Origin of the sequence: Burkholderia cepacia ATCC 25416 (assembly GCF_001411495.1) — a bacterium.
Classification (GTDB): domain Bacteria; phylum Pseudomonadota; class Gammaproteobacteria; order Burkholderiales; family Burkholderiaceae; genus Burkholderia; species Burkholderia cepacia.
In genome coordinates this window covers 1,836,720-1,849,146 of the sequence record NZ_CP012981.1, presented here as the reverse complement: position 1 = coordinate 1,849,146, position 12,427 = coordinate 1,836,720, and the positions used below count along the sequence as shown (strand labels likewise).

Annotated in this window: 14 protein-coding genes and 1 tRNA gene; 7 read left to right on the top strand and 8 right to left on the bottom strand. The window is 68.0% G+C overall.

Annotation, left to right across the window (positions count from 1 at the left end; genetic code table 11):
* Positions 1-14 precede the first annotated feature (14 nt).
* Together APZ15_RS08390 and APZ15_RS08385 are read right to left on the bottom strand one after the other, a co-directional pair.
* A complete protein-coding gene (locus APZ15_RS08390) occupies positions 15-395 on the bottom strand; it encodes a TIR domain-containing protein (RefSeq protein WP_027788142.1) in 381 nt (126 codons plus the stop codon).
* Complete coding sequence (locus APZ15_RS08385) at positions 392-991, bottom strand: NUDIX domain-containing protein (RefSeq protein WP_027788143.1); 600 nt, start codon at positions 989-991, stop codon at positions 392-394. The genes APZ15_RS08390 and APZ15_RS08385 overlap by 4 nt, the downstream gene beginning before the upstream one ends.
* An 81-nt stretch (positions 992-1,072) precedes the next feature.
* Between APZ15_RS08385 and APZ15_RS08380 the strand changes: the two genes are divergently transcribed.
* The 3 genes from APZ15_RS08380 to APZ15_RS08370 all read left to right on the top strand — a co-directional run bounded on the left by APZ15_RS08380 (position 1,073) and on the right by APZ15_RS08370 (position 3,129).
* Positions 1,073-1,828 (top strand): DeoR/GlpR family DNA-binding transcription regulator, encoded by a 756-nt coding sequence (locus APZ15_RS08380; RefSeq protein WP_027788144.1) that lies wholly within the window; start codon positions 1,073-1,075, stop codon positions 1,826-1,828.
* 150 nt (positions 1,829-1,978) lie between these two features.
* Positions 1,979-2,590 carry a chromate transporter gene (locus tag APZ15_RS08375; RefSeq protein ID WP_027788145.1) on the top strand — a complete coding sequence of 204 codons (612 nt, stop codon included), beginning with the start codon at positions 1,979-1,981 and terminating at the stop codon, positions 2,588-2,590.
* Positions 2,587-3,129: a chromate transporter gene (locus APZ15_RS08370; RefSeq protein WP_027788146.1), complete on the top strand. Its 543-nt coding sequence runs from the start codon at positions 2,587-2,589 to the stop codon at positions 3,127-3,129. The genes APZ15_RS08375 and APZ15_RS08370 overlap by 4 nt, the downstream gene beginning before the upstream one ends.
* A gap of 83 nt (positions 3,130-3,212) precedes the next feature.
* On the opposite strand, the gene scpB is transcribed toward APZ15_RS08370, so the two are convergent.
* The 3 genes from scpB to APZ15_RS08355 all read right to left on the bottom strand — a co-directional run bounded on the left by scpB (position 3,213) and on the right by APZ15_RS08355 (position 6,626).
* Positions 3,213-4,022: a methylmalonyl-CoA decarboxylase gene (scpB, locus tag APZ15_RS08365; protein WP_027788147.1), complete on the bottom strand. Its 810-nt coding sequence runs from the start codon at positions 4,020-4,022 to the stop codon at positions 3,213-3,215.
* A complete protein-coding gene (locus APZ15_RS08360; protein ID WP_027788148.1) occupies positions 4,019-5,242 on the bottom strand; it encodes a CaiB/BaiF CoA transferase family protein in 1,224 nt (407 codons plus the stop codon). Before APZ15_RS08360 ends, scpB begins: the two co-directional genes overlap by 4 nt.
* A 61-nt stretch (positions 5,243-5,303) precedes the next feature.
* Positions 5,304-6,626, bottom strand: coding sequence for an MFS transporter (locus APZ15_RS08355; RefSeq protein WP_021157066.1), 1,323 nt, complete (start codon positions 6,624-6,626; stop codon positions 5,304-5,306).
* Between the two features lie 170 nt (positions 6,627-6,796).
* On the opposite strand from APZ15_RS08355, the gene APZ15_RS08350 reads away from it, so the two are divergent.
* From APZ15_RS08350 to APZ15_RS08340, 3 genes are all read left to right on the top strand, one after another.
* Complete coding sequence (locus tag APZ15_RS08350; RefSeq protein WP_021157065.1) at positions 6,797-7,726, top strand: LysR substrate-binding domain-containing protein; 930 nt, start codon at positions 6,797-6,799, stop codon at positions 7,724-7,726.
* A gap of 123 nt (positions 7,727-7,849) precedes the next feature.
* The gene (locus tag APZ15_RS08345) at positions 7,850-8,191 is read left to right on the top strand and encodes a DMT family transporter (protein WP_027788149.1); all 342 of its coding nucleotides are present in this window, start codon (positions 7,850-7,852) and stop codon (positions 8,189-8,191) included.
* 124 nt (positions 8,192-8,315) lie between these two features.
* Positions 8,316-8,942 carry a LysE/ArgO family amino acid transporter gene (locus APZ15_RS08340; protein ID WP_027788150.1) on the top strand — a complete coding sequence of 209 codons (627 nt, stop codon included), beginning with the start codon at positions 8,316-8,318 and terminating at the stop codon, positions 8,940-8,942.
* A gap of 11 nt (positions 8,943-8,953) precedes the next feature.
* On the opposite strand, the gene APZ15_RS08335 is transcribed toward APZ15_RS08340, so the two are convergent.
* The 3 genes from APZ15_RS08335 to APZ15_RS08325 form a co-directional block, all read right to left on the bottom strand.
* Complete coding sequence (locus APZ15_RS08335) at positions 8,954-10,114, bottom strand: enolase C-terminal domain-like protein (RefSeq protein ID WP_027788151.1); 1,161 nt, start codon at positions 10,112-10,114, stop codon at positions 8,954-8,956.
* Positions 10,115-10,484: 370 nt separating this feature from the next.
* A complete protein-coding gene (locus APZ15_RS08330) occupies positions 10,485-10,829 on the bottom strand; it encodes a cupin domain-containing protein (RefSeq protein WP_027788152.1) in 345 nt (114 codons plus the stop codon).
* 235 nt (positions 10,830-11,064) lie between these two features.
* A complete protein-coding gene (locus APZ15_RS08325; RefSeq protein ID WP_027788153.1) occupies positions 11,065-11,970 on the bottom strand; it encodes an Imm71 family immunity protein in 906 nt (301 codons plus the stop codon).
* Between the two features lie 255 nt (positions 11,971-12,225).
* Between APZ15_RS08325 and APZ15_RS08320 the strand changes: the two genes are divergently transcribed.
* Positions 12,226-12,300 (top strand) — tRNA-Gly (locus tag APZ15_RS08320).
* Positions 12,301-12,427 lie beyond the last annotated feature (127 nt).

Below are 12,427 nucleotides of genomic sequence, written 5' to 3'. Positions count from 1 at the left end.
GCCTCCCCGCCTGTTCAGCGATCCGGATCGTCCTGCACGACCGGAATGTCGTCGACCGAGAAGTAGACGGCCTTGCCGAGCTGCCGCGCGAAGGCGACATCCGCGTCGGCGCCGCGCGACGCGCCGTCGATCCGCCATACCGCATCGCAGCGGCGCAGCAGCCGGTGCGCGGCCGGATACAGGAACGCCTCGCTGACTGCATCGCCGACCTGTCGCGACCCGGCCGCGACGGCGAGCGGCAGCGACACCCACTCGCCGATCATCGGCACATGCCCGCGGCGATACACGGCGAGCGCCGCCTCCTCCAGCCGGTGCAGGTTCGCGGCGATGCGCGCGGGGTCGCCGTCCGTGCCGCTGCGGTAAGGGCCGGCGACCAGCACGAGCAGCGGCGTCATGCCGTGCGCGCGCCGGCGGTTTCCCGCAGCGCGACGTACTGGAGCAGCATGATCGTCTTCGCATCGACGATCTCGCCGCGCTCGACCGCATCCAGCGCCGCCTGCAGCGGCATCTCGACGACCTCGAGATCCTCGCCCTCCTCCGCGACGCCGCCGCCGTCGCCGGTGCGCAGCGACGCATCGTATTCACCGACGAAGAAATGCAGCTTCTCCGTCACCGAGCCCGGGCTCATGAACGCCTCGAACACCTTGCGCACGCCGCGCACGCGGTAACCGGTCTCCTCCTCGGCCTCCGCGCGGATGCGCGCTTCGGGCGTCGCGTCGTCGAGCAGGCCGGCGGCGGCCTCGAGCAGCATGCCGTCGTGTCCGCCGACGAACGCCGGCATCCGGAACTGCCGCGTCAGCAGCACGTCGCCGGTATCGGCATTGCGCAGCAGGATGGTCGCGCCATTGCCGCGATCGTAGGTCTCGCGGTTCAGGCGCTGCCACGTTCCGTCGCGGCGCAGGAAATCGAACGTCACCTTCTTCAGCACATACCAGTCATCGGACAGCACCGTCGTATCGACGATGCGGACACGGTCCCGCGTTGCAGCCATCGCAGCCTCCGGTTCGACAAAAGACGGCGCCCATGGTAACGTGCAGATTCGTGCAATTTCAAGAGAATTCGTGCAAACCCGATGCTGACGACACAACGCAAGAAAGCGATCCTCGACGCACTCGCGCGCGACGGCCAGGTGCTGGCGGTCGAGCTGAGCGCGCAATTCGGCGTATCCGAAGACACCGTCCGCCGCGACCTGCGCGAGCTCGCGGCCGAGGGCCTGCTGCAGCGCGTGCATGGCGGTGCGCTGCCGGCGTCGCCGGCCGTTGCGCCGTTCGCGCAGCGCGAAACGCTCGAGACGGCGGAAAAGCGGCGCATCGCGCGCCGCGCCGCGGAGATGATCGCGCCCGGACAGGTGGTGATCGTCGATGGCGGCACCACCTCGGCGCTGCTCGTCAGCCAGTTGCCGGCCGACCTGCGCGCGACGGTCGTCACGCACAGCCCGAGTGTCGCGGTGGCGCTCGCCGCGCATCCGTCGATCGAGGTGATCCTGATCGGCGGGCGGCTCTACAAGCATTCGATCGTCGCCGTCGGCGCGGCGGCCATGGAAGGCATTGCGCGCATCCACGCGGATCTTTATTTCATGGGCGTGACGGGCGTGCATCCGGTTGCGGGGCTCAGCACCGGCGATTTCGAGGAAGCGGCGATCAAGCGCGCACTGGCCGAACGCGCGGCCGAGACCGTCGTGCTCGCGTCGCAGTCGAAGCTGCGCGCGGCGTCGCAGTTCGTGATCGGCGAGCTCACGCTGGCGCACACCGTGGTGGTCGAAAAGGAAACCGACGTCGCGTTGACGAAGCCGATCGAAGCAGCGGGCGTGACGGTCGTGCGCGCGTAGCGTCGGTTGTGGCCGTGCCGGATGGGCCGGATATGTCCTTCGTATCACCTGCGTGCTTTCATCACGCCAACCCCTCGCCGATGTCAGCGTGCTGACAGCGTCCGCTTGCTAACATGGGCGCCCGCCCAATCGCCACGCACCGCACGCCCGATGCCACCGCCCTCCGCCACCTCCTCGTCGGCGCCGCCCGCAGGCAATGCGCCGCCGCCCGGCGTCCTCGCACTGTTCATTGCGTTCTCGCAGATCGGCCTGACCAGCTTCGGCGGCGGGCTCAGCGGCCGGATGATGCGCGACTTCGTGTACGAGCGCCGCTGGCTCGACGAGGAGGCGTTCCTCAACGGTCTCGCGCTGTCGCAGGCGCTGCCGGGCGTCAACGTGAAGAACCTCGCGATCTGGATCGGCTACCGGCTCGCCGGATGGCGCGGCGCCGTGGCCGGCTTCACCGGCATCATCGCGCCGCCGGCCGTGCTGATCGTGTTGTTCGGCATCGCGTTCTCGACCCTCACGCGCTTCCCGCTCACGCACGTCGCGCTCGCCGGCGCGGCGGCCGCGGCGATCGGGCTGTCGATCTCGATGGCGATCACCGCCGTGCGTCGGTTGCCGCGCCGCGCGCTGCCGTTCGCGGTGACGGCGCTCACCTTCATGTCGGTTGCGGTGCTGCACTGGCCGCTGGTGTGGACCGTGCTGGTCGGCGGCACGCTGAGCGTCGCGCTCGAATACCGCCGCGCGGCCGCCACACCGACCGGGCGCGACACACGATGACCGCATCGCAACGCTACGCCGCGCTGTTCGGCGTGTTCGCGCCGCTGTCGATCGCGACGATCGGCGGCGGGCAGGCGATCATCGCCGACATCCAGCGGCAGGTGGTCGACGTGCATCACTGGATGACCGCCACGCAATTCGTGAACGATTTCGCGATCGCGCGAATGGCGCCGGGCCCCGGCTCGCTGCTGGCGACGCTGATCGGCTGGCAGGTGGCCGGTTTCTGGGGCGCGGTGATCGCGACGCTCGCGCTGTTCGGCCCGACGGCGTTCCTGATCTACGGCGTCGCGCATCTGTGGCGGCGGCACCAGGGCGCGCGCTGGCAGATCGCGCTCGAGGCCGGCCTGCGCCCGGTCGCGGCCGGCATGATCCTCGCGTCGGTGTGGGTGCTGCTGCAGGCGCTCGACGGCGGCTGGGCCGCGCGCGCGATCGCGGTCGCGTCGACGCTGTGCGTGATGTATACGCGCGTCCATGCGCTGTTGTTGATCGCCATCGGCGCGCTGCTGCTCGTCGGCGTGCATGCGATCGGCGGCGCGTAACGCACGCCGCCTCGCACCGCGGAACCGCTCGGGCACGTGAACGCAGGGAGCCTGTTCACGCCAATGGCGGGCCTGCGCCGGCCCTACCCGCCGCGAAACACCGGCGCGCGCCGCTCCGCAAACGCGCGCAGCCCCTCGTCGAAGTCCTCGCCTTCGCACGCGTGCCGGCGCAACTCGGCGATCCGTTCGAACGCATCGGCCGGCAACGGCCGCGCGTCCTGCAGCACGCGCAACTGCTCCTTCACCGCGTGCACCGCGAGCGGCGCCTTCGCGGCGATCGTGCGCGCGACGTCGAGCGCCGCATCGTCGACACCGCCTGCTTCCGCCAGCCGGTTCACGAGCCCGTGATGCGCGGCGCGTTCCGCATCGAGCGGCTGCGCGCAGAAGAACATCTCCTTCAGCACGTGGATCGGCAGGTTGTCGTGGAAGCGCAGCAGGCCGCTCGTCGAATACGGCAGGCCGATGTTCGCGGGCGTCATCGCAAAACGCGCATCGCGCGCCGCGACCACCAGGTCGCAGCTCATCACGAGATCGACCGCCCCGCCCCACGCCGACCCCGACACCGCCGCGATCACCGCACCCGGATAAGTCCGCACGCGCCGCAGCGCCCGTTCGAGCGGCTTGCCGTACGCGAGCGGATCGCGATCGTCGGCCAGCTCGCGCAGATCGTGCCCCGCGCTCCACACGTCGCCGCTGCCGTCGTTCGACAGGATCACGACGGGCGGAGGACGGTGTTCGGCCAGCGCATCGAGGCGCGCGACGAGCGCATCGAGCAACGGCGCGTCGAGCGCATGCCGTCGCGCCGGATTCGCGAACCGCACGCGCGCGATCCGTTCGCCGACCATGTCGACCGTCACGCGCGATGCGCCATCGTGTTTCGTCGTGTCGCTCATTGCACGGCCTCCGCCACCGCTTCCGCCTGGAAGATCGCGCGCCCGGCCAGCAGCGTGTCGATCGCGTCGTCGTCGTAGCCCGCTTCGCGCAGCACGTCGACCGTGTGCTCGCCGAGCAGCGGCGGCGCATGACGCGTGCGCGGCGCCGGCACCTCGCCCCCCATCCCGCCGAGCGGCGTGACGACCTGGCGCAGCGTGCCGAGCGTCGGATGCACGACCGGTTCGACCAGCCCGCAATGCGCGAGCTGCGGATCGTTGAACACTTCGTCGAGCGTATTGATCGGCCCCGCCGGCAGCCCGGCATCGACGAAGCGTTGCGTCCATTCGCGCTTGCCGCGCGTGCGCAACCGGCCTTCAAGCAGCGCTTTCAGTTCGTCACGGTGCGCGACACGCGCATCGTTGGTCGCGAAGCGCGGATCGTCCGGCAGTTCGGGCAGATCCAGCAACTGGCACAGCCGCAGCCACATGTCGGTCGTGATCGGCGCAAGGTTGAGCGGCCCGTCGGCCGTCTCGAACACGCCGTACGGCGCGATCACAGCATGCGCATTGCCGGTGCGGCGCGGCACGTCGCCGAGGCTCAGGTAGCGTTGCCCGTGCACGCTCAGCAGCGACACGAGGCTTTCGAGCAGCGACGTGCCGACATGCTGCCCGCGCCCCGTGCGCTCGCGCTCGAACAGCGCCGCCATCACGCCGGTCGCGACCCACATCCCCGAGCTGAGATCGCCGATCGCGGTGCCCGTGCGGGTCGGCTCGCCGTCGGGAAAACCGGTGAGGCTCATCAGCCCCGCGTAGCCCTGCGCGATCTGGTCGAAGCCCGGCCAGTCGCGCAACGGGCCGCGCGGGCCGAACGCGGTGACGCTGCCCATCACGAGCCGCGGATCGCGCGCGCTCAGCGCGGCGTAACCGAGCCCCATCGCGTCCATCGTGCCGGCCTTGAAATTCTCGATCACGACGTCGGCCTGCGCGATCAGCCGGCGCACGACGTCGAGGCCGGCCGGCTGCCGGAAATCCACGCAGATGCCGCGCTTGTTGCGGTTGCAGGACAGGTAGTACGTGCTCACGCCGCGATCGAACGGCCCCCACGCGCGGCTCATGTCGCCGTGCGGCCCCGACTCGACCTTGATCACGTCGGCGCCGAGATCGGCGAGCACCATCGAGCAGAACGGCCCCGACAGCGCGCGGCTCAGATCGACGACCCTGATTCCTTGTAATGCCTGCATTCCGGACTCCTGATATTGATGACTGGGTGTGGCTTGTTTCCGAACGATCGCGGCGCACCGCTCATTCGGGCAGCGTCTGATGGCGCGTTTCGACCGCGAACGGCAGGATCAGGATGCCGAGCCCGAACGCGGCCGCGGTCCATGCGACCGGCACGCCGAGCGATCCGTAACCGTGAATCGCGGCGCCGAGCAGGAAGTTCACGCCTGCGCCGATGAAGCGGCCGACCGATGCGTTGAACGCGAACGCGGTGGCACGCACGCGTGTCGGGTACTGCTCGGGCAGCCACAACGAGAAGATCGCGAAATTGCCGCCGAAGAAACCGAGGAACGCGAGCGACACCATGAATGCCGCGAGCCCGTTCGGCTGGTAGAACGCCCAGCCGAACGCGAACACGATCGAACCGGCCATGCCCGCGAAATACACACCGAGCGCCGTGCGCCGGCCAAGCCGTTCGGAGAGCCACGGCGCAACCAGGCAACCGGCGATCGTCGCGCACGACAGGATCGCCGCGCCGATCGACGCGAGCCGCAGCGCGCCGATGTGATCGATGCCCGCGCGCGCCGCCAGCGTCGTGACCGCGCTCGCCTCGTACACGGAGCCGGCCCACAGCCCGACGATCGCGACGCCGACCAGGCTCGCGCTCGTCAGCGTGCGGCGCAGGAAGGCCGGCGCGAAGATCTCGCGCAGCGGATGCGCGCGCCGCGCGTCGGCCACGTCGCCGTCGCGCGCGTCGTGCCGGCGCCACTGGCCGGGCTCCTTCACGCGCATCACGGTGAACACCGCGAGCAGCGCGGGCGCGAGCCCGCACAGGAACATCGCGCGCCACCCGTAGGTCGCGCCGATCGTGTAGTTCAGGCACGCCGCGATGAAGAAGCCGAAGTAGTAACCCGTCTGCAGGTAGCCGGCGCCCATCTTGCGGCGATCTTCCGGCCAGCTCTCGGCCACGTAGGTGCCCGCGAGCGCCCATTCGCCGCCGACGCCGATCCCGGCGATCAAACGGCACGCGGCCAGTGCCCACACGTCGTGCACGAACGCGGCCGCGCCGGTGAACACCGAGTAGATCAGGATGCTCGCGGCGAGCGTGCGCACGCGGCCGAAGCGGTCGGCGAGCGGCCCCCAGATGAACGACAGCCCCCAGCCGATCAGGAACAGCGCGAACAGGATCGAGCCGTACATCCCGAGATTCGCGGGCGTCGCCGCGATGCCGGACGCCGGCAGCAGTTCGGTCAGCGCGGGAATCAGCACGAGCGCGTAGATCACCGAATCCACGCCGTCGAGCACCCAGCCCGCATACACGGCCCAGAAGCCCTTGACCTGCTCGCGCGTGAGCGGCGTGCGCCGCGGCTTCGCGCCGGCCGCCGGCGCGTCGATCGCCTTGAACATCTTCGTCTCCTTGCCGGCGGGGCCGGCACTTTTGCCGCGTCCGGTCCGGGATGGCCGGCAGGCTGGCTCTTGTGTGAGACGAGTATAGAAACCCCATCGATCGGGGAAAAATATGATATTCATCTTGCTCGATCGGATTGGCTTATGGCTTGAATCGGGAGACGACGGCGATGGACTTGAGGCAGTTGCGCTATTTCGTGAAGGTCGTCGAATGCGGCAACGTCACGCATGCGAGCGAGGCGCTGCATGTCGCGCAGCCGGCGGTGAGCCAGCAGATGCGCAATCTCGAACAGGATCTCGGGATGCAGCTGCTCGAACGCAGCGTGCGCGGAGTCGCGCCGACCGCCGCCGGCCGCACGCTGTACCGGCACGCGCTCGAACTGCTGCGCCAGGCCGACGGCACGCGCGAGCTGCTGCGCCGCGACGCCGACACGCCGCAGGGCCGCGTGACGGTCGGGATGCCGTCGAGCACCGCGCGCGTGCTGGCCATTCCGCTCGCCCGCGCGGTGCGCGACCGCTACCCGGGCATCATGCTGGAACTGATCGAGGCGCCGAGCGCCGATCTCGACACGCTGCTCGAACGCGCGCGGCTCGATCTCGCGATCGTCGTCGACGCGGTCGAGACGCGCGGCATCGCGATCCACCGGCTGCTGACGGAAACGCTGTACCTGATCACGTGGCCCGAATTCCCGGTGCCGGACGATCCCGTGCCGCTCGACGCGATCGCGCGGATGCCGCTCGTCCTGCCGAGCGCGCCGAACACGATCCGCAACCGTGTCGAATGGGCGATGCGCGAGGCCGGGCTGTCGTACGAGATCGGCTTCGAGGCGAGCTCGACCGGGCTGCTGTTCGCGGCCGTGATGGCGCAGCTCGGCGTGACGATCCTGCCGTGGACGGCCGCGCACGTCGAGATCGAGGAGCGCAAGCTCAAGCTGTCGACGGTCGCGCATCGGCTGTTCGCGCGCGACCTGTCGCTGTGCTGGCACGATACGGCGCTCGTCAGCAACGCGGTGCAGAAGGTGAAAGCCGAGATCGTCCGGCTGTTCGACACGCTCGGGCAGCGGCCGGAGTGGGCGGCCGGCAACACCGACCGCGCATGACTGGCGCGGCGCATGCCTTGTATTGCCCCGCCGCGCGTACTAAGCTGCTTTCGTTCTGGGTACCGCTGACACCTCCACTTCTCCTCGCCGCTCGGTATAAGCGTCGGGGGAAGGAGGCCGTTCGTGTCCCCGCTCCAGTCTGCCTGGCTTCTGCTGGGCGTCAGTGTCCTCGCCGAAGTGCTCGGCTCCGTCGGCCTCAAATACTCGGCCGGCTTTTCCCGCCCGCTCCCGTCCGCGCTCACCGTCGTCTGTTATGCCTGCGCCGTCTGGCTGATGGCGCTCGCGACGAAGCGGCTCGAAATGGGGCTCGCGTACGCGAGCTGGGCTGCCGCCAGCACCGCGGCCACAGCCGTGATCGGCATCGTCTGCTTCGACGAAGCGGTGTCGTCGCTGAAGCTCGCCGGCATCGCGCTGACCGTTTGTGCGCTCGTCGCGCTCAACCTCGGCGAGGCGGCGACGCACTGACCGGTGGCCTGCCGGTCGTCGACGCATGGGCGCCAGGTGGCATTGACACCGCCCCCGCGCGCCCCTTAACGTTTCGTTCATCGTAACCATCACCGGTTCAGCTTAAGAGGTTGTCGGCCCGCTCGTGCTCGACACCTCCGCCTTCATCGAAGGCCTGCTGCTTGGCGCCGGCCTGTTCACGTCGGTCGGCCCCAAGGACGCCTTCGTCATCAAGCGCTCGATCTCGAGCCCCCATCTCCTCTCCATCGCCCTCGTCTGCGCAGGCAGCGACGCGCTGCTGATCGCGCTCGGCGCGCAGGGGTTGTCGGCACTGCTGTCGCGGCATCCCGGTGTGGCATCGGCCGCGCTGTGGGCCGGTATCGCCTATCTCGCCGGTTATGGCCTGCTCGCGCTGCGCTCGGCGATCCGGCGGCGGCAGCCGGAGCACGTCGACGGCTCACACGCGCGCCACGCCCCCGCGCTGTCGCGCACGCTGCTCGCGACGGCCGCCGTGTCGCTGCTCAATCCGTATGCGTGGATCGATACCGTGCTGCTGCTCGGCACCGTGATCGTGAGTCACGCGCCCGCCGAACGCGCGCCGTTCGCGTTCGGCGCGATGGCGGCTTCGCTCGCGTGGTTCCTGATGCTCGCCTATGGCGCACGCGCGTGTCGTGCGTGGTTTGCCCGTACGCTGGCGTGGCGCGTGCTCGATTTGTTCGTCGCGACGATGATGCTCGGCTTCGCGGTGCGTTTCGCGATCGATGCGCTTTAGCGCTTCGGGTGTCAACGGCCAGATACCGCGCGAAACGCGCGATGCGCGTCGGCATGCAGTTCGAAACCGATGCCCGGCGCCTGCGGCGTGCGCGCAAAACTTGCGTCGACGGTTTCGCCATCGGCGAGCCCGCTGAACGGATCGAACGCGAACGGATTGACTTCCGCACCGCCGAGCCCGAGCGCTGCGACGACATGCAGCGAGAACAGGTGGCCGCCATGTGGCCAGAACGCGTCGCGCCGCCAGCCGCGCGATGCGAAGTGCTCGACGATCTGCAGGTATCCCGGCAGCCCGTAGCAATGCACCGGGTCGAACACGAGCACGTCGCGGTCGGGACGCAGGCCGCCGTAGCGGTCGAGCAGCTTCGCTTCCGCGAGCGAGAACAGCGCTTCGCCGGCCGCGATCGGCGGGGCGTAGCGCGTGGCGACGCCTGCCTGGAGCGGCAGGTCGAGCGGATCGCAGATGTCCTCGAACCACCAGAGGCCGAACGGCTCGAGCATCGCAGCGGCAATATCGACGGTCGTCGCGTCGTACGTGTTCATCGCGTCGACCGCGAGATGCGAACTGTCCGCCAACTGCGTGGCGGCCGCTTCGATGCGCCTGCTGTCCTGAGCGACGTCCGCGCCACCGATCTTGATCTTCGCGTGCGTGTAGCCAAGGTCGGCAATGCGGCGCATCTCGTCCGACAGGCGCGCGAGATCGTCGTGCGGATAACGATAGCCGCCGCCCGCGTACACACGCACGCGCGGTGCCGCCGTGCGTCCAAGCCGGTCGGCCAGAAAGCGATTGAGCGGCAGGTCGGCGATTTTCGCGGCGGCGTCCCAGATCGCCATGTCGAGCGTGCCGATCGCCACGCAGCGTTCGCCGTGTCCGCCGGGCTTTTCGCCGGCCATCATCGCGCGCCACGCGCGGAACGGGTCGAGGTTCGTGCCGGCTTCGTCGGCGAGCGCGTCGGCGGCGGCCAGCAGGCGCGGCGCGAACCGTTCGCGGATCAGGCCTCCCTGCGCGAAGCGGCCGACCGATGCGTAGCCGTAGCCCGTCACGGGGCGGCCGTCACGCACGACGTCGGTGGTGAGCGCGACGACACTCGTCGTCAGGCCGCCGGATGGAATGGCCGGGTCGGCATAGCGGGAGACGGGAATCGTGCGTTCGCGGATGTCGGTGATACGCATGGTCGGGATTCCGGGGGTGGCGACCGGCGCAAGCGAACGAGGTACGCGATGCGACCGGAACGGTGGGCGGATCGCTGCATCATAGGGGTTTGGGCGATGACGCGCAGGCCGGCGCGGCGATCGCCTTTTCGAATCGGCCGGCGCACCGGCTGGACGGAATGCGCCGGTGTGTGCCGGCTTGAGCGAGCACGCGGTCGACCGCGTCGCCGGGGCTGGCGCTTTGACCGCGCCCCTCGATACGAATGCCCCGGCCCACCGCGCACACCGCATCGGCCACGCTGTCGCGCGAAAACGTGCAGTCGCCCGGAGGGCGCGAACCTCGAAGGTATCCGGACGACGACGGTATGCGTGGTCGAATTTTCAGGCCCGCTCAGGCAAAGACGAAGTACTTGCGCACCGTCTCCACCACTTCCCAGGTCCCCTTCATGCCGGGTTCGATCACGAACACGTCGCCGGCTTTCAGGTGCACCGACTCCTCGCCTTCCGGTGTGATGATGCAGTAGCCATCGAGGAAGTGGCAGTACTCCCATTTTTCGTAGTTCACCTCGAACTTGCCCGGCGTGCAGATCCAGGTACCCATGATCTTGCTGCCGTCCTTGGAGAGGTACGCGTTGAGGTTCACGGTGTGCGGATCGCCGCCGATACGCTTCCACTTGGTCGCGTCAAGGACCGGCGTCGGGCAGGTTTCGCGCAAAACGGTGATGAAATCGGACATGTCAGCTCCAGACTAACGTTCGTGTAAGAGGCTTGTCACGTTAGTGCGAAAGCGTGGTCGGGACTTGCATGCTTCCGACACCGACTCGTCTATTTTCGACACCGGCCCGCGGGCACACGCACGGCCGGCGCGTTTCGTTCGGCGTTGGCGCTGCGGTGCTGCCTGACGATGCGGTCGGGCTTTGTCAGTAACCGGTGCGCGGACAAGGCTCTCCTGGCAGACCCCGTAGCGTCGGTCAGGCGACAGGCTTGGGGAAGTAAGTTTCCTCCTCCGCCGGAATGCTGCCGTCCCGGTAACGCTTGTCTTCCCAAAGCAGCCGCCAGCGCACCTCATGCTCGTCGTTCGTACCTTCCAACAGGTACTTGTGGGCAACACTGCCTTTGAGGAAGTAACTCGGACAGCCCACCTTGCCGGACGCAAACCACGGCTCCCAGATCCCCTCGACAGGAATCTCCTGGTCGCTGCAAACCTCGCCGCTTGCGGATTCGTTCTTCGGTGGACAGGGAGGAAGCGATGCAGGATAGGTACGACCGGGTGGCCAATATCGCCAAGCAGGAAGGGGCGCGTTTTCGAACATGGATTCATAGGTCCAGTGCTCAAATACGCGGGTCCCGCCATCCGCACGTGCTCCGTATGCAAGCATCCCGGTATAACCGAATCCGACCGTGCACTTGAGCGCGTAGCAAATCAATCTCTCGATCCATACCCCCTCCACGAACCCGGTGGCATACACCAGGTCCGAAAAACTGGTGTCCTTCAGTCCCAGCGAATGAAAAAACGGATCGTATTTACGACCGATTTCAAGCGCACTCCGTCCAAACAACAGGTCGCCACCGTGCTGGCTTCCTCTAACCAACGCGTCGTATGCGGCTCGTTTGTCGAGACCTCGGCGCAGTGCATCGATGCCCAGATCCATGCGCACCAGTGCCCCCGAGAAATCATGCGTGTAGGCTTCCTCAAGCTCGACCTGATTTGGGCTCGGTGTGTCCAGTTGTTTGGCGTACGCGCCGAGAAAGTCCCGATAAAGTCCAACGGCGTATTCCAGGAACGTGACACTCGTCCATTTCTTGAGCAGATAAAAAGCCTTTGCCCGCGCATCCTGTTCCTGCTCGGGGGTCATGGTCAAAATATTCAACATCATTGAACCTGTTCGTCCGTCGATTGTTTGCCGCCATCGGCTATGCGGCACATCCATTGGGCCGTTGAAATTCGGCTCCGATGCTACAGCGCGCCGAAGGGATGTGCCTTCAGCCTGGACGGTAGATCCCGTGGATAGCGCGGGCTCACCCGCCACTGCGCGCGACGCCGCCGGTCCGGCATCGAGCCCTGTCAGTTGCTCTGCGCCAAACCACCCGCTTGCCATCCCGACCCGAACCCCTGTAGAATTGCGCGTTCTGCGGGCGTCGTATAATGGCCATTACCTCAGCTTCCCAAGCTGATGACGTGGGTTCGATTCCCATCGCCCGCTCCACTTTCCGGCTGCATCGCAGCCTGCGCAAAAGCCGCCTCGTCGAAGGCGGCTTTTTTGTACCATGTGCCGGTTCACCCGGCGCACTGCTGCGCGCAACGGGCCCTCGCCCGCAACCGAGCCTTTCTCT

Coding starts and splice junctions, on each gene's coding strand:
- APZ15_RS08350 (WP_021157065.1), top strand. CDS start 6,797: ATGGACTTGAGGCAGTTGCGCTATTTCGTGAAGGTCGTCGAATGCGGC.
- APZ15_RS08385 (WP_027788143.1), bottom strand. CDS start 991: ATGGCTGCAACGCGGGACCGTGTCCGCATCGTCGATACGACGGTGCTG.
- APZ15_RS08360 (WP_027788148.1), bottom strand. CDS start 5,242: ATGCAGGCATTACAAGGAATCAGGGTCGTCGATCTGAGCCGCGCGCTG.
- APZ15_RS08325 (WP_027788153.1), bottom strand. CDS start 11,970: ATGATGTTGAATATTTTGACCATGACCCCCGAGCAGGAACAGGATGCG.
- APZ15_RS08335 (WP_027788151.1), bottom strand. CDS start 10,114: ATGCGTATCACCGACATCCGCGAACGCACGATTCCCGTCTCCCGCTAT.
- APZ15_RS08370 (WP_027788146.1), top strand. CDS start 2,587: ATGACCGCATCGCAACGCTACGCCGCGCTGTTCGGCGTGTTCGCGCCG.
- APZ15_RS08380 (WP_027788144.1), top strand. CDS start 1,073: ATGCTGACGACACAACGCAAGAAAGCGATCCTCGACGCACTCGCGCGC.
- scpB (WP_027788147.1), bottom strand. CDS start 4,022: ATGAGCGACACGACGAAACACGATGGCGCATCGCGCGTGACGGTCGAC.
- APZ15_RS08390 (WP_027788142.1), bottom strand. CDS start 395: ATGACGCCGCTGCTCGTGCTGGTCGCCGGCCCTTACCGCAGCGGCACG.
- APZ15_RS08355 (WP_021157066.1), bottom strand. CDS start 6,626: ATGTTCAAGGCGATCGACGCGCCGGCGGCCGGCGCGAAGCCGCGGCGC.
- APZ15_RS08375 (WP_027788145.1), top strand. CDS start 1,979: ATGCCACCGCCCTCCGCCACCTCCTCGTCGGCGCCGCCCGCAGGCAAT.
- APZ15_RS08330 (WP_027788152.1), bottom strand. CDS start 10,829: ATGTCCGATTTCATCACCGTTTTGCGCGAAACCTGCCCGACGCCGGTC.